The organism is Streptomyces sp. NPDC093094 (assembly GCF_044754345.1).
In the GTDB taxonomy this organism is placed as follows: domain Bacteria; phylum Actinomycetota; class Actinomycetes; order Streptomycetales; family Streptomycetaceae; genus Streptomyces.
The window spans coordinates 62,174-77,827 of sequence record NZ_JBIVOX010000005.1 but is presented as its reverse complement, the minus strand read 5'-3'; the positions used below and the strand labels follow the sequence as shown (position 1 = coordinate 77,827).

11 protein-coding genes are annotated in these 15,654 nt (G+C 70.2%); 1 reads left to right on the top strand and 10 read right to left on the bottom strand.

Annotation, left to right across the window (positions count from 1 at the left end; all coding sequences use genetic code 11):
• Positions 1-47: 47 nt before the first annotated feature.
• From trxB to ACIQGV_RS11425, 6 genes are all read right to left on the bottom strand, one after another.
• Entirely contained in the window at positions 48-1,016 is a 969-nt protein-coding gene (gene trxB, locus ACIQGV_RS11450; protein ID WP_402493322.1) for a thioredoxin-disulfide reductase, read from the bottom strand.
• 157 nt (positions 1,017-1,173) lie between these two features.
• The gene (locus tag ACIQGV_RS11445; protein WP_402493320.1) at positions 1,174-2,223 is read right to left on the bottom strand and encodes a hypothetical protein; all 1,050 of its coding nucleotides are present in this window, start codon (positions 2,221-2,223) and stop codon (positions 1,174-1,176) included.
• Positions 2,220-2,939, bottom strand: coding sequence for an RNA polymerase sigma factor SigM (gene sigM / locus ACIQGV_RS11440; protein ID WP_402493318.1), 720 nt, complete (start codon positions 2,937-2,939; stop codon positions 2,220-2,222). Before sigM ends, ACIQGV_RS11445 begins: the two co-directional genes overlap by 4 nt.
• A gap of 18 nt (positions 2,940-2,957) precedes the next feature.
• The gene (locus tag ACIQGV_RS11435; protein WP_402493316.1) at positions 2,958-4,655 is read right to left on the bottom strand and encodes a protein kinase family protein; all 1,698 of its coding nucleotides are present in this window, start codon (positions 4,653-4,655) and stop codon (positions 2,958-2,960) included.
• A gap of 120 nt (positions 4,656-4,775) precedes the next feature.
• Complete coding sequence (gene murJ / locus ACIQGV_RS11430; RefSeq protein WP_402493315.1) at positions 4,776-7,079, bottom strand: murein biosynthesis integral membrane protein MurJ; 2,304 nt, start codon at positions 7,077-7,079, stop codon at positions 4,776-4,778.
• A gap of 44 nt (positions 7,080-7,123) precedes the next feature.
• Complete coding sequence (locus tag ACIQGV_RS11425) at positions 7,124-9,658, bottom strand: DUF6049 family protein (protein ID WP_402493314.1); 2,535 nt, start codon at positions 9,656-9,658, stop codon at positions 7,124-7,126.
• 321 nt (positions 9,659-9,979) lie between these two features.
• Here ACIQGV_RS11425 and ACIQGV_RS11420 point away from each other — a divergent pair, with 321 nt between their 5' ends.
• Positions 9,980-11,422 (top strand): CCA tRNA nucleotidyltransferase, encoded by a 1,443-nt coding sequence (locus ACIQGV_RS11420; RefSeq protein ID WP_402493312.1) that lies wholly within the window; start codon positions 9,980-9,982, stop codon positions 11,420-11,422.
• A gap of 112 nt (positions 11,423-11,534) precedes the next feature.
• Here the strand turns inward: ACIQGV_RS11420 and ACIQGV_RS11415 are convergent, their stop codons facing one another.
• From ACIQGV_RS11415 to ACIQGV_RS11400, 4 genes are all read right to left on the bottom strand, one after another.
• Entirely contained in the window at positions 11,535-12,044 is a 510-nt protein-coding gene (locus ACIQGV_RS11415) for a hypothetical protein (protein ID WP_402493311.1), read from the bottom strand.
• A gap of 129 nt (positions 12,045-12,173) precedes the next feature.
• Positions 12,174-13,436, bottom strand: coding sequence for an MFS transporter (locus ACIQGV_RS11410; protein WP_402493309.1), 1,263 nt, complete (start codon positions 13,434-13,436; stop codon positions 12,174-12,176).
• Positions 13,437-13,540: 104 nt separating this feature from the next.
• The gene (locus ACIQGV_RS11405; RefSeq protein WP_402493308.1) at positions 13,541-14,623 is read right to left on the bottom strand and encodes an inositol-3-phosphate synthase; all 1,083 of its coding nucleotides are present in this window, start codon (positions 14,621-14,623) and stop codon (positions 13,541-13,543) included.
• Between the two features lie 47 nt (positions 14,624-14,670).
• A complete protein-coding gene (locus ACIQGV_RS11400; protein WP_402493307.1) occupies positions 14,671-15,354 on the bottom strand; it encodes a helix-turn-helix transcriptional regulator in 684 nt (227 codons plus the stop codon).
• Positions 15,355-15,654: the final 300 nt, after the last annotated feature.

The following is a 15,654-nucleotide window of genomic DNA, read 5'->3' as shown; positions in this document are numbered from 1 at the left end:
GGGCTCCTTTTGACTGGTTGTGCGTGAGGCGGGGTGGAGGAGGGGGATCAGACAGCGGTCTTCTCGGGCTCGGCCTGCTCGCCGTCCGCGAGAGCCGCGAGGAAACGCTCGGCGTCGAGAGCGGCGGAGCAGCCGGTGCCGGCCGCGGTGATCGCCTGACGGTAGGTGTGGTCCACGACGTCACCGGCGGCGAAGACACCGGTCAGGTTCGTCCGGGTCGAGGGGGCGTTCACCTTCAGGTACCCCTCCTCGTCCAGGTCCAGCTGGCCCTTGAACAGCTCGGTGCGCGGGTCGTGGCCGATCGCGATGAACAGGCCGGTCACCGCCAGGTCGGAGAGCTCACCGGTCTTGAGGTTGCGCAGCTTGAGACCGGAGAGCTTCTGGTCGCCCTGGACCTCGGCGACCTCGCTGTCCCAGACGAACTTGATCTTCGGGTCGGCGAAGGCGCGCTCCTGCATGGCCTTGGAGGCACGCAGCGTGTCCCGGCGGTGGACGATCGTCACGGACTTGGCGAAGCGCGAGAGGAAGGTGGCCTCCTCCATCGCGGTGTCGCCACCACCGATCACGGCGATGTCGTGGTCCTTGAAGAAGAAGCCGTCGCAGGTGGCACACCAGGAGACACCACGGCCGGAGAGGGCGTCCTCGTTCGGCAGGCCGAGCTTGCGGTGCTGGGAGCCGGTGGTGACGATGACGGCCTTGGCCCGGTGGACCGTGCCGGCGGTGTCCGTGACGGTCTTGATCTCACCGGTCAGGTCGACGGAGACGATGTCGTCCGGGATGAGCTCGGCACCGAAGCGCTCGGCCTGGGTGCGCATGTTGTCCATGAGCTCGGGGCCCATGATGCCGTCCTGGAAGCCCGGGAAGTTCTCCACCTCGGTGGTGTTCATCAGCGCACCGCCTGCGGTGACGGCGCCCTCGAACACCAGGGGCTTCAGCGACGCGCGCGCGGTGTAGAGCGCCGCCGTGTAGCCGGCGGGCCCGGAGCCGATGATGATCACGTTACGGACGTCGCTCACGGCTTGTTTCCTCGTCTCTGGACTGCGTCGTTCGACCGGTGGGAGCACCTCTCGGAACTCTCACCCCACCCAACGGATCCTAAGGGGCGTGCATTCCCACTGTGTCCGGGCACACGAAGGGACGACACACGGGTGTCGCAAGAGACGAGGTGAGGCTTCAGGGACGGGTGTAGGAGTCCTTCAGCAGAACTTCCGCCTTGGCGTTGGAATCCTGAGCCACACAGGCGGTGTCCACGACATAGACGGTCACCCTGCTGGTGTCGGAGGCGTCCGGCAGCACCACGAGCAGAGCCTCGCGCCCTTGGTAGACGCCTTGCTCCGCGGCCAGCGCCGCGTCTTTGCGACCGATGCCCTGCCGGACGCAGTCGGGGATGGTGGGCTGCTGGAAGACCTTGGGCTCAGGAACGGTCCGGTCGGTCTCCGGGCCGCCCTCCACACCGAAGCTCTGACCGGTGCGAGGCGGGGTGCTCGTGCTCTCCTTCTCGGCGAGGAGATCGGCGACCTGGTGCTGGAGAGTGCCTGCGGCGAAGGTGTCCGACGCGGACGCCTGCTCATCGCGCCCGGACGAGCCGGTGGGTGAGTCACCGCCCCATGAGGACAGCAGAACGGAACCCAGCCCGAGGGCGGCCGCCGTGAAGGCAGCGCCGAGCACGGCGATCCTGCGCCTGCCGGAGCGCCTCTCCTTGCGGCCGGGTCCGGTGGTGGCCCGGGGGCGGCCTGCGGGGCGCGACGACGCGGGCGATGTTTCACGTGAAACACGCACGCCGTCGTGCCCTGCAGCATGCTCCGGTGGTGTGGAAGCAAGGGGTTCATCGTGTTCGGAAGCGTCTGTGGGGGAGACGGACGCCCCGGACGTGGTTTCGTCGGCCGGGGTTTCGTCGGACGCCCCGGACGCAACCGCCTCCAGCGAGACCGCCTCGGAAGCATCGGTGGACGTCTCGGGCGTCTCCCGGGAGGCCAGGAGGGCCTCCGCGGCCAGGGCCGCGTCGATCCGTCCGGCCACCTCGGCGGGCATCCGTGGCGGGCCGGGCAGCGTGCCCAGGAGCCCTCGGATCTCCTCCAGGGAGACGTAGACGTCGGCGCACAGCTCGCATGTGTCGAGATGGGCTCGTAGGTCCGTGCTCCGGGACGGAGGGAGGAGTCCCTCGACGAGGTCGGAGATCTCGGCGACGTCCGGGTGCCCGGCCGTGTCCGTCGTGGAAGTCACGCTCGCCCACCTCCGCCCTTCACTGCAGCTGAGTCGCTTGGCCCGGAATCCTGCGGACCGGCAGAGCGCGGTCTCGCTGCCGGTGGGACGGATGGCCCCTGCGTCCGGTTCCGTCCTTCCTCCGTCCGGGTGCCCTCGTCGGCGCTTTCCGGCCGCAGATGGGTGAGGAGCGGCAGGAGTCTGGCTCTGCCGCGCGCACATCGGCTCTTCACCGTCCCGGTCGGCACATCGAGGACGCGCGCGGCTTCGGCGACGGGGTAGCCCTGCATGTCCACCAGGACGAGAGCGGCCCGCTGATCGGGCGGCAGGGTGCCGAGCGCCTCGATGAGCTGCCGGTGGAGGTCGTTGCGCTCGGCGGGCGCGGCGGCCGACTCGTGCGGCTCCAGCAGCTGCTCCAGGCGCTCGGTGTCGTCGACGTGCGCGGTCTTGCGTGAGGCGGCCTTGCGGGCGCGGTCCAGGCAGGCGTTCACCGTGATCCGGTGGAGCCAGGTCGTGACGGCTGCCTTCCCCTGGAAGGTGTGCGCGGCCCGGTAGGCCGAGACGAGCGCGTCCTGCACCGCGTCGGCGGCCTCCTCCCGGTCCCCCAGTGTCCGCAGGGCCACGGCCCACAGCCGGTCGCGGTGACGCCGGACAAGCTCACCGAAGGCATCCGGGTCACCGGCGACATGCCGGGCCAGAAGAGCCTCGTCCGGTGGATCCTGCCGGTCACTGCACACGCCCCCGCCCCCGCTCTCTCAGCTGGTCACCTTGATGTCGACCACCCTGCCGCGGAACTCGCCGCTGGGCTGCAGCGGCAGCTCGGTGAGCCACACCAGTACGTACCGGGCCTTGAGCGCCTTGGCCGGCTTGAGGTCCACCGTCTCCCCGGAGCCCTCGGCGACTTTGGTGAAGCTGTCGAAGGTCTGCGGCTCGACGTCCCCGTCCGCGGCGAGGAGCTGCACGGGAGTGCTGCCCTCGAAGGTGACGCCCACCTTGCCGACCTCCTGGACCTTGCCCAGGTCGAGGATGACGCCGACGCCGGACTTGAGGTTGCCGAAGTTGGCGCCGGCGTAGTGGTCCGTCTGCCAGTAGGTGCCCGGAGCGCTGTCGTAGACCTTGTCTATGTCCCCCGGCTTCTCGGAGCGGTCCTGGCCGAAGGGGTCGAAGTCCCGGGCGTCCTGGATCGCGATCGGCCGGGGCGGCTCGGGCTTGTTCTTGTCGCCGTTGTGGGTCGTCTGCGTCTTGCCGGGCTCCTCGGACTTGCCGCCGCGCTGGTCCATGAGGGCGTCCGCGAGCTGCCAGCTGCCCAGGCCGAGCGCCGCGATGAGCAGCGCGGAGACGGCCCACTTCAGGGCCTTGCCGGTGCGGCTCTGCAGCGGGGGCGGCGGAGTGGGCACCGGTTGGGTGACCCCGAGGTGCGGCGCGGGACGGCCGTAGTTGCCCTGCTGGTACGTCGTGCGCTGGTACTCGGGCGGCGCGGTGAACGCGGGCTCCGGCGGACGGATGCGGGGCATCTCGCCGATCGCCTTGACCAGTTCCTCCGGCGTGGTGCACGCGGCCTCGTGCCGCGAGGCCGTCGCGCCGTCGTTGGCCAGGGCGCGCATGGCCAGCTCGGACAGCCCGCGGTGCACACCCGCCCGTACCTGGTCGGGGGCGATCAGCCCGATGTCCTTGGGCAGCCCCGCGAGGCCGTAGGCGTCGTTCTCGTACGGCCAGCGCTGGGTGAGGGCGGCGTACAGCAGAGCGCCGATCGCCTCGGTGTCGGTGCGCTGAGGGGTGTCGGAACTGATGCCGCGCAGCGCGGCGTTGACCGCGAGGCCGCGGACACGCCACTGCCCGGTGGAGGTCCGCAGCACGGCGCTGGGGCTCAGCCGCAGATGAGCCAGGCCCTCGCGGTGCGCGGCGGCCATGGCGGAGGCGATCTGGCTGACCAACTGGTAGGCGTCGTGCGGCTCCAGGGGCCCGGCGGCGAGCAGCGCGGCGAGCTCGGTGGCGTCGGGCAGCCACTCGTGCACCACGTACACGAGATCGTTCTCCTCGACGGCGTCGAGGACCTGGACGAAGCGTGGGTCGCCGAGCAGCGCCGAGGAGCGGGCCGCGGCGAGGACGGCGCGGGCACGCGCATGGTCCGCGGGCAGGATGTGGACGCCGACGGCACGGCGGAGTTTCTCGTCGACCGCGCGCCAACTGCTGAAGCCGTCCAGACGGGTGAGGCACTCTTCCAGGCGGTAACGCCTGGCCAGTTTGTGGCCGCTGTGCAGTTCGGGCGGTGAGGCCTTTCCGGGACTCTCCGTCCCGCCGCTCCCCTGTGCCTCGTCGTTCTTCGTGTCCCGCTCCCCGTTCTGGTCCGCCCCGTCGGCCGTGGACTGGTCCGCCTGGTCCGCCTCGGCGGTCAGCGGCTCGTCACCGCTGTTGTCTGCCACGTCGACGGCAGCCCTGCTCCGTTCCGCCACCGTCGTCCTGCCTCCCCATCCATTGCGCGCCGTCCGACGCCGAAACCAATTGTGCCCACAGTCCGTCGCTGTGCACGACACACAAGAGCGGACGATGGTTGTGCGAGTACCTCCCCCGCTTCAGCGACCCAGTCGCCCGCGGACCATGCCGACCATCGAGTTCAGCTCCTCGATACGCATCCGGCGGGCCGCTGCGTAGAAGATGCCGAGCAGTACGGCCCCGCCCGCCAGCAGTGAGGCGAAGGAGCCGGCGACGCCGTGGCCGAGCGTCCTGGTGATTCCGTAGCAGACCGCGCCGCTGAGCAGCGCCGCCGGAACCGAGGCGATGCACAGCCGTGCGTAGGTGCGCAGCACGCGAGAGCCGTCCAGGTCGCCGCCGAGCCGCTTGCTCAGCCGCCGCCAGGCGACGCCCACGCCGATGACGTAGGCCAGCCCGTAGGCGGCGGCCATGCCGACCACGGCCCAGCGGGCCGGCAGCAGCAGGTAGCACAGGGCGGAGGCACCCGCGTTCACGGCGGCCACGATGACCGTGTTGTAGAAGGGGGTGCGGGTGTCCTCGTACGCGTAGAAGGCGCGCAGGACGACGTACTGGACGGAGTAGGGGATCAGGCCGAGGCCGAAGGCCATGAGCATGTAGCCCATGTTGGTGGCGGCCGAGCTGCCCGAGGAACCGAAGATCAGGGTGCACATCGGGACGCCGAGGGCGACGAACCCGAAGGCGAGCGGGACGATCGCGACGGCCGTGGTGCGCAGGCCGTGGGAGATGTCGTCCCGGACGGCGCCCGCGTCGTCCTCGGCGGCCGAACGGGAGATGCGCGGGAGCAGGGCCGCCATCAGCGAGACGGTGATGATGGCCTGCGGCAGACCCCAGATGAGCTGGGCGTTGGCATAGGCGCTGAAGCCGGTGCCCTTGATGCCGGTGTCGACGATCGCGGCGGTGGCGAGCTGGGTGACGATCAGCGCGCCCGCCTGGTTCGCCAGGACGAACAGGATCGTCCACTTGGCGAGCATCGCGGCCTTGCCGAGGCCGTGGCCCTTCCAGTCGAAGCGCAGCCGCAGCTTGAACCCGGTCTCCCGCAGGTACGGGATCATCGCCAGGGCCTGGACGACGAGGCCGAGGAGGATGCCGATGCCGAGGAGCCGCACCCCGTCCGCCGGGATGTTCTGCACCTGCATCCGGGAGTCGGCCGAGCTGCCGTACACCCACAGGAACATGCCGAGCGTGATGATGATGACGATGTTGTTCAGGACCGGGGTCCACATCATCGCGCCGAAGCGGCCGCGGGCGTTGAGGATCTGACCCATCACCACGTGGATGCCCATGAAGAAGATCGAGGGCAGGAAGTAACGGGTGAAGGTGACCGCGACCTCGTTGGCCGCGGGATCGCCGGCGATGGGGTTCGACAGCGCCCGGACCAGCAGCGGCGCCGCGACCATCGCCAGCCCGGTGAGCGCGGCGAGGGCCACCATGACCAGGGTGAGCAGGCGGTTGGCGTATGCCTCGCCGCCGTCCTCGTCGTCCTTCATGGCCCGCACGAGCTGGGGCACGAACACCGAGTTGAGGCCGCCGCCGACCGTCAGGATGTAGATCATCGTCGGCAGCTGGTACGCCAGCTGGAAGGATTCGCCCAGCAGGCCGAGACCGAGCGCCGAGACGATCATCGCCGAGCGGATGAACCCGGTGAGCCGGGAGACCATCGTGCCCGCCGCCATCAGGGCGCTGGACTTCATCAGACTCGAGGCGCGGCCGCCCTTGCGTGCCGCGGGAGCGGCGGGCGCGGACGTCGCCGCGGGAGGTTCGGCGGGCGCCGGGACGGGCGCCTGGTACTGCTGCGGGCCGGCCGCCTGCTGCTCCGGCGCCGGTGCCTGGGGCACGCCGTAGGACGCCGCCGCGCCCTGGCCCGGATACGGCGCGGCCGCGGGGCCGGGCACGGCCGGGTGGTGGTCCGCCGGCCGGCTGCCGCTCTGTTCCTGGTCGCGGAAGAGGTGCGCGAAGGCGTCCGCCTCGTGGTGCTCCTGGCCGGCCTGCGTCACCAGGTCGTCCACGCCCACGTACTCGGTGGTGCGCGGGTCGTCGCCGTAGGGCAGGTACTGGTTGGGGCCGTCCGGCTCGGGGGCCGGTGTCTGGGCCCACACCCGCGGGTCCGGTGCGTACGGCGACTGCTGCGGCTGGGCGTACAGGGGCTGCTGGGGGTAGGTGCCGGGGGGCGGCGGCGGGTGCGCGGCACGGTCGTACAGCGCCTCGGAGACCGGATCCTGGGCGGCGAGGTCCTGCGCGCGGTAGGGGTCCTGGTCGTAGGCGTCCTGGAGGTACATGTCCGCCGGGTGCTGCGGCGGTACCTGACCGTGCTCGGGCGGCGGGCCCTCGGGGTGGCCCGAGCCGCCCACGGCCCGGCCGCGGTCACCGTCGTACGGCGCGTTCATGGTTACCCCACCTCATCGTCCCGGGCCCACCGGCCACGCCATCCTCAACGGTCCACTCTCTCACCCGTGCCGGACGGGTCCGTGTTTTCCGCTGCGGTGTCCGGTGTCGGGTCACTCGGCTGCTCCGGCTCGTCTGCCCCGGACCGGATGAGCGACTCGCCCGTCTTCCCGTTGAGACGGTTGTTCGGCCCCTCGGGGTTCTGCGGTCCGTCGGAGCTCTCGCGCGTGTTCTGCGGGCCGTCGGTCCCGGCCAGGCCGCCGGTGGACTCCTCGGGCGCCCCGTCGGCGGTGAGGGCGTCAGCGTACTCGGCCGGCTCGTCCCTCTCGTCGGACCGCTCGCCGTCCTCGCCGGGCTGCTCGCCGTCCTCGGGGACATCGCCCTCGGCGCCGCGGGCGGCCGCCCGCTTGCGCTGGGTGTACATCCGGAATCCCGCCAGGACCAGCAGCAGCACGCCTCCGCCGATGACCAGCATGACGGTGGCGGTGAACTCGGTGACCTTCACGTCGAACGTGACCGGGTCGCCGTACGCCTCGCCGTCCTCGGTGAACAGCTGGGCGATCACCGTGACGCGGCCGTTGGCATTGGCGGACGTGGTGAACTTCACCGACTGACTGTGCCCGCCGGAGACGCTCACCGGCTGCTCGTCGTACGCCTCGCCGCCGATCTCCAGGCGGGTCGGGCTGGTGGAGGTGAGCCGCAGGACGAGGTGCTCCACGCCCTGCACCAGGTTGTTCTGGACCGTGACGGGGATGGTGGCGCTGCGGCCGGAGAGCTTGGTCTCCGACTTGTCGATCAGGGAGACCTGGTCGGCCAGGTCGTCGAGGTAGCGCTCCACCCCGTCGCGGAAGTTCCGTGCGGCGACGACATGTCCGCGCCAGGACGCGGACATCTCCCGGTTCATGGCCCGGCCGAACGGGGTGACCACGCGGGACTTGTCGCTGAGGATCACCTGGAAGTTGTCGAGCTTCTCCTGCGTGGTCGCGATCTGTCCGAAGGCCGTGCGCGGCAGTTCCTTCCTGCGCAGCGAGGCCGGGTACGACGAGGCCGACGGCACCTTGGTGTTGGCTTCCGGGTCCGGCCTGGACGCGGCCGCTTCCGTGAGGCTCTGCGACTCGTGCCAGGGGCTGCCCTGGAGGGTGGCGAGCGCCTGGGCCATCGTGTGGGCCTGGGTGGCGCTCGGCATCCGCTGCGGGGCCACCACGACGCTGCGCTGCTTGTCCGTCTGGAGGTTCACGGTCAGGCTCTGCGCGAGGAAGCGCTGCACGGCCAGCGTCCCGGCCGACGCGGACGTCAGGTCGCCCTGGAAGGCCGTCGACAGCCGGGCGTCGGCGACGAGCGCGGTGGTGCCGCCGCCGATGGGACGCGGCGCGGACGGCGTGTAGGACAGCGCGTCGGTCTCCTGGAGGCTGTCGCTGCGGGCGATCACCGTGTCGGCGCCCGCGGAGGTGGCGACCTTGACGATCGAGGGATCCACGGCGCCGTTGACCGGCCAGGCGAAGTCGGTGGAGGGCTTCACATGGAGGACCGTCTCCACCGTCTCTCCGGCGGCTTCCGTGGCCTCCTTGAGGTGGCTCAGCGAGCCGGTGACACTCGTGCCGTTGTGCGCGAGGGACGCGAGGTCCGTGTCGCCGAACGGCAGGGCGACGATCTCCTTGCCCTCGACGGCGTCCTGCAGCTCGGCCAGCCACCGGTTGGCGACCGACTGGCCGCGGCCCGGCGTGGTGGTGTCGCCCTCCCCCTGGACCTCGTAGCTCTCCGTCATGGCGTCGACGGAGGCCAGCAGGTCCGGATCGATCACCCAGGTGATGTCGAGGTCCTTGCCGAGGGACACGAGCTGCTCCAGGCGGCCGCCGGGCGAGAGCTCCTTGGTGAGGTCGTCGTTGCGGAAGACCGGTGTCTGCTTCTCGTCCGAGTCCGTCTGCGCGGTCATGTAGGACTCGGAGATCAGCGGCCACAGGAACGTCGTCCTCGTGGTGGTGTCCGCCTCGCCCGGCTGCCAGGGCAGGAAGGTCCGCTGGAAGCCCAGCACCTGGTCCCACTGCTGTGCGTCGGTCTCCCCGGACAGGGCGACCCCGAGCTGATAGACCCCGGCGTCGCCCAGGTCCAGATCCTCCACGGGCACGGAGACACTGAAGTGCTCGGCGACTCCCGGGGTGAGCTCGGGCAGCTTCTGCCGGTGGTCGTCGCCGATCTCCGAGCCGTCCGCTCCGGCGACGTACTCGCCGCCCCGGGCGGCGTCGTCGATCCCCGAGCGGGTGTCCAGCTCGGGTCCGAGGCGCAGATCCACATGGGTGTCCGTGATCGTCTGCCTGCCGTTGTTGGTGACGGTGCCCGAGACGGTCAGTGTGTCGTCCTCGGTGGGGACGGCGGGGCTGAGCGAGTCCAGCGAGACGGAGACCGTGCCGGAACCGGAGGCGGCCCTGGCCGAGGTCTGGCCGGCGGCCTGCGCCGGCGGCACGGCGGTCAGCTGGAGCAGTCCGGCCAGCAGAGGAGCGGTCGTGAGCACGGCCGCGGTGCGCCGCAGCAGGCGGCGGGCAGGTGAGGGACTGGTCCCCTGGAAGTCTGCCGCCTCGGCCACGCGCTCGCCCGTCCCTCGTCGTCGTCAGTGGTCGTCGCAATATGCGTCCACGCATGGTAACGATGCGCGCTGAGGGGAAGTGCCGCGGACTGCTCCACACGATCGGTGCGGCCCGGCTGTCGACTCCTTATGGGCGCTTGGCCTGCACAGGTGTGGATTGTGTTGAGATACGTCACAAGAGATGGCTTGCGGGCATGTGACGCTTCGGAGCCGGACGGTCGCCCGGAGCGGATGACCGGGCGGTCCCGTGCCTCTCGGCGGAGGCCGCCGCCTCTTAATGGAGGCGCTCGGCGGGGCCCGGGACACGTACTCTCTTCTGTTGTGCCGAACGCCAACGAAGACCACCTCATCGCCCCGGAGCGCGACCTCGCGCCGACCGAGCCGCTGGAGGTCGCTCCAGTCGCCGTGGACCTCGCCCGCCGTTTCCAGGGGGCCGGGTTCGCCCTCGCCCTGGTCGGCGGCTCGGTGCGGGATGCGCTCCTCGGCCGGCTCGGCAACGACCTGGACTTCACCACGGACGCGCGTCCCGAGGACGTCCTGAAGATCATCCGCCCCTGGGCGGACGCCGTGTGGGACGTCGGCATCGCCTTCGGCACGGTCGGCGCCCAGAAGGACGGCTTCCAGATCGAGGTGACCACCTACCGGTCCGAGGCGTACGACCGGACCTCCCGCAAGCCCGAGGTGTCCTACGGCGACTCCATCGAGGAGGACCTCGTCCGGCGTGACTTCACCGTGAACGCCATGGCCCTCGCGCTCCCGGAGAAGACCTTCATCGATCCGCACGGCGGTCTGGACGACCTCGCCGCGCGGGTGCTGCGGACCCCGGGCACGCCCGAGGCGTCGTTCTCGGACGACCCGCTGCGGATGATGCGTGCGGCGCGGTTCGCGGCGCAGCTCGACTTCGAAGTGGCTCCCGAGGTCGTCACGGCCATGCGGGAGATGTCCGAGCGCATCGAGATCGTCTCCGCCGAGCGGGTGCGCGACGAGCTGAACAAGCTCGTCCTGTCCGCGCACCCCCGCAAGGGGCTGACTCTGCTGGTCGACACCGGGCTCGCCGGGCATGTGCTGCCCGAGCTGCCGGCGCTGCGGCTGGAGCGCGACGAGCACCACCGGCACAAGGACGTCTACGACCACACGCTGATCGTCCTGGAGCAGGCCATGGCGCTGGAGGAGGACGGTCCCGACCTGACGCTCCGGCTGGCCGCGCTGCTGCACGACATCGGCAAGCCGCGGACCCGGCGCTTCGAGAAGGACGGCCGGGTCTCGTTCCACCACCACGAGGTGGTCGGGGCGAAGATGACGAAGAAGCGCATGACCGCGCTGAAGTACTCCAACGAACTGGTGAAGGACGTCTCGCGTCTTGTCGAGCTCCATCTCCGCTTCCACGGCTACGGCACCGGTGAGTGGACCGACTCCGCGGTCCGCCGCTACGTCCGTGACGGCGGTCCGCTTCTGACGCGGCTGCACAAGCTGACCCGCTCGGACTGCACCACGCGCAACAAGCGCAGGGCGGCCGCGCTGTCCCGTGCGTACGACGGGCTGGAGGAGCGCATCGAGCAGCTCAAGGAGCAGGAGGAGCTGGACGCGATCCGGCCCGACCTCGACGGCAACCAGATCATGGAGATCCTCGGCGTGAAGCCGGGGCCCGCCGTCGGACGCGCCTACAAGCACCTGATGGAGCTGCGCCTGGAACATGGCCCGATGGGTCATGACGCGGCGGTGGAGGCCCTCCAGGAATGGTGGGCCAAGGAGCAGGAAGCCTGAGCCCGGACAACGGAAGGGGGGTCGTGTTTCACGTGAAACACGACCCCCCTTCCGTTGTTTCACGTGAAACACAGCTTCCGTGAAACGCTCGGACCGGTGTCCGAGAGCCGGATCAGGCGTCCGAGAGGCAGAGCAGGAACTCGGCGCCGTCGCCGGTCTCGGCGTAGAAGCTCGTGGCTTCCTTGACCTTGCGGCACTCGGTCTCGGCGCTGAACGAGGTGAAGTGACCGTCGATCTTCTTCAGCACCTTGGACTCGGCCTCGGAGGAGGTGCAGTCCACGACCTCCATGCGGTCCGAGGAGGACGAGGCGGACTTCAGGCAGTCGCCCACCTTCGCCTGGTCGGCGTCGTCACGGCTCGCTATCCAGCCACCGATGATCGCGCCGACGACCGCGATGCCCACGACGACGTTCTTGATGGTCTTGAACTTCGGGCGGCGGCTCTGCGGCTGCGGCGGAGCCGGCGGGAAGGGGGCGCCGCCCTGGGGCGGGAACGGAGCCTGGCCCGGGGCGCCCTGGCCCTGGGCGAAGGGGTTCTGGCCCGGGGCGCCCTGCGGCTGGCCCTGGGCGTACGGGTTCTGGCCCTGGGCGAACGGGTTGCCCTGGGAAGGCGGAGTGGACATGCGAGGGTCCCCCTAGATGCGATGTCGTGCGACGCACACATGCAGTGGAGCGGATAAGACCCACGTAAGTTATCGGCCGCCTAGGACAATGCCAGCGGCGGGAGCGTCTCTGTGTCACTGATGTGACACTCAGCGGCGTTCAAACCGGGCCATAGCCGCCCCAACGGCTCCGTAGATCACGGCCACGGTGAGGACGAGCGGCACCGAGCGGCCGTCCGGCGGCAGCATCAGGGCGGCCACCGCCGCCGCTCCCACGAAGGCGACGTTGAACAGGACGTCGTAGACGGAGAAGACCCGGCCGCGGAAACCGTCCTCGACCGAGGACTGCACGATCGTGTCGGTGGAGATCTTGGCGCCCTGGGTGATCAGCCCCAGGACGAAGGCGGAGGCCAGCAGCGGACCGGTGGCGAACGGCAGCCCGAGAGCGGGCTCCAGGACGGCCGCGGCCCCGGCGCACACGGCGATCCAACGCCCGGCCCCCAGGCGCCGCACCGCCCAGGGCGTCAGCAGAGCCGCGGCGAAGAAGCCCGCCCCCGACAGGCCCAGCGCCAGCCCGAGCAGCGCGAGCCCGTCGTCGGTGTCGGACGTCAGGGCGTACCGGCAGAGCATCAGGACCATCACCGTCAGGGCGCCGTAGCAGAACCGCATCAGGGTCATCGCACCGAGCGCCCGGGCGGCCCCCCGGCGCTGCGGTGCCGCCAGATGCCGTACACCCGCGGCCAGGTCCCGGGCCGTGCCGGACAGGGCCGCCGCCAGCCGCGGCTGCACCTGGGCGGGGTCCGGGCCCAGCAGCTCGCGCGGGATGCGCAGCGCGGCGAGAGCCCCGCACAGATACAGCCCGGCGCCCAGGAACACCACGGCCGCGTCGGAGTCGGCGGCCGCCAGCCGTACGACGAAGGCGAGGCCACCGCCCACGGTGGCGGCGAGGGTGCCGGCCGTCGGGGACAGGGAGTTCGCGACGACCAGCCGCTCGCTGTCCACCACCCGCGGCAGCGCCGCCGACAGGCCCGCCAGGACGAACCGGTTGACGGCGGTGACGCACAGGGCGGAGACGTAGAAGAGCCAGTCCGGCACCTGGCTCACCATCAGCACGGCGGTGACGGTCGCGAGCAGTGCGCGCAGCACATTGCCGAAGACGAAGACCTGGCGGCGGCGCCACCGGTCCAGCAGGACACCGGCGAAGGGGCCCACGAGGGAGTAGGGGAGCAGCAGGACGGCCATCGCGGAGGCGACCGCGGTCGCGGAGGTCTGCTTCTCCGGGGAGAAGACGACATAGGTGGCGAGGCCGACCTGATAGACGCCGTCGGCGCCCTGGGAGAGCAGTCGTACGGCGAGCAGACGCCGGAAGTTCCCGAAGCGCAGCAGGACCCGAAGATCGCGTACGACGGCCATGGGGCACAGCCTCACATACGGCGAGGGTCCCCGGGGCGCAATGCCTCAGGGACCCTCGCACAGGCCGTGCCGGGCGCGTCGTGACGTGCCCGGGCCGGGTCGATCTAGCGCTCGACCTCGCCCTTGATGAACTTCTCGACGTTCTCACGGGCCTCGTCGTCGAAGTACTGCACCGGCGGGCTCTTCATGAAGTAGCTCGACGCGGACAGGATCGGGCCGCCGATGCCGCGGTCCTTGGCGATCTTCGCGGCGCGCACGGCGTCGATGATGACACCCGCGGAGTTCGGGGAGTCCCAGACCTCGAGCTTGTACTCCAGGTTCAGCGGGACGTCACCGAAGGCGCGACCCTCCAGGCGGACGTAGGCCCACTTGCGGTCGTCCAGCCAGGCCACGTAGTCGGAGGGACCGATGTGGACGTTCTTCTCGCCGAGCTCCCGGTCGGGGATCTGGGAGGTGACGGCCTGCGTCTTGGAGATCTTCTTGGACTCCAGGCGCTCGCGCTCGAGCATGTTCTTGAAGTCCATGTTGCCGCCGACGTTCAGCTGCATCGTGCGGTCGAGGATGACACCGCGGTCCTCGAACAGCTTCGCCATGACGCGGTGCGTGATGGTGGCGCCGACCTGGGACTTGATGTCGTCACCGACGATCGGGACGCCCGCCTCGGTGAACTTGTCCGCCCACTCCTTGGTGCCGGCGATGAAGACCGGGAGAGCGTTGACGAAGGCGACCTTGGCGTCGATCGCGCACTGCGCGTAGAACTTCGCCGCGGCCTCGGAGCCGACGGGCAGGTAGCAGACCAGGACGTCGACCTGCTTGTCCTTGAGGACCTGGACGACGTCGACCGGGGCCTCGGCGGACTCCTCGATGGTCTCGCGGTAGTACTTGCCGAGACCGTCGAGGGTGTGGCCGCGCTGGACGGTGACACCGGAGTTGGGCACGTCGCAGATCTTGATGGTGTTGTTCTCGGAGGCGCCGATGGCGTCCGCGAGGTCGAGACCGACCTTCTTCGCGTCGACGTCGAAGGCCGCGACGAACTCCACGTCACGGACGTGGTAGTCGCCGAACTGGACGTGCATCAGGCCCGGGACCTTGGACGCCGGGTCGGCGTCCTTGTAGTACTCGACGCCCTGCACCAGCGACGCGGCGCAGTTGCCCACGCCGACGATGGCTACGCGAACCGAACCCATTCCGGTTGCTCCCTGTGTGTGTACTAGGTGAAGCCCTTTTGGGGCCTTCACGTGGCGGTGTCGTCGGGCGTATCCGGCCGGGGCGTGTTCCCGGACCGGGGCAGGCCGCCCGTCGCTCCATGAGTGGTGTCCTGCTGAGCGGTCTCCCCGGTGCCGGAACCACGAAGGTCCCGACCCGCCCGCTCGCTCTCGATGAGCTCGTTCAGCCAGCGCACTTCGCGCTCCACGGACTCCATGCCGTGGCGCTGGAGCTCAAGGGTGTAGTCGTCGAGGCGCTCCCGGGTGCGCGTCAACGAGGCGCGCATCTTCTCCAGGCGTTCCTCGAGGCGGCTGCGGCGGCCTTCGAGCACGCGCATGCGTACGTCGCGCGAGGTCTGCCCGAAGAACGCGAAGCGGGCGGCGAACGTCTCGTCCTCGTACGCGTCGGGCCCCGTCTGCGACAGCAGCTGCTCGAAGTGTTCCTTGCCGTCCGCCGTCAGTCTGTAGACGATCTTGGCGCGCCGGCCCGCGAGGGACGCGGCCAGGGCGTCCTCGGGGGCGCTCCCCGGCTCCTCGATCAACCAGCCGTTGGCGACCAGCGTCTTCAGGCAGGGGTAGAGCGTCCCGTAGCTGAACGCACGGAAGACACCCAGTGACGTATTGAGTCGTTTGCGCAGTTCATAGCCGTGCATCGGGGATTCGCGGAGCAGGCCGAGTACGGCGAACTCAAGGATCCCGGAACGCCGGCTCATCGTCGCCTCCTCTCTGCCGCGACCCGTTGTGGCGGGTCCCGTGACGGTCTTTATGTCGTGCTGATGTATCGACTCGATACATCAGCACGATAGAACGGTGTTGCGGGTGCGACAAGGGGGGAAACCGTGAGCGGCGTCACATCGCCGATTCGGTGGTGGCAAGTTGCCTGATTTGGGATGAACTTCGGAGCTAGGTGGGTTTTGGCGGTGCGTAGTCTGTGCGGCATGCATACCGCCGGGAACCGCGTGACGCCTGGGGACGTCATGGTCCCCGGTGCAGTACGGGTGAATGCGGGACCG

What these genes read in the sequence shown, in the direction of transcription:
- ACIQGV_RS11400 (WP_402493307.1), bottom strand. Translation starts at nt 15,354, where the DNA reads ATGAGCCGGCGTTCCGGGATCCTTGAGTTCGCCGTACTCGGCCTGCTC.
- ACIQGV_RS11410 (WP_402493309.1), bottom strand. Translation starts at nt 13,436, where the DNA reads ATGGCCGTCGTACGCGATCTTCGGGTCCTGCTGCGCTTCGGGAACTTC.
- ACIQGV_RS11405 (WP_402493308.1), bottom strand. Translation starts at nt 14,623, where the DNA reads ATGGGTTCGGTTCGCGTAGCCATCGTCGGCGTGGGCAACTGCGCCGCG.
- murJ (WP_402493315.1), bottom strand. Translation starts at nt 7,079, where the DNA reads ATGAACGCGCCGTACGACGGTGACCGCGGCCGGGCCGTGGGCGGCTCG.
- ACIQGV_RS11415 (WP_402493311.1), bottom strand. Translation starts at nt 12,044, where the DNA reads ATGTCCACTCCGCCTTCCCAGGGCAACCCGTTCGCCCAGGGCCAGAAC.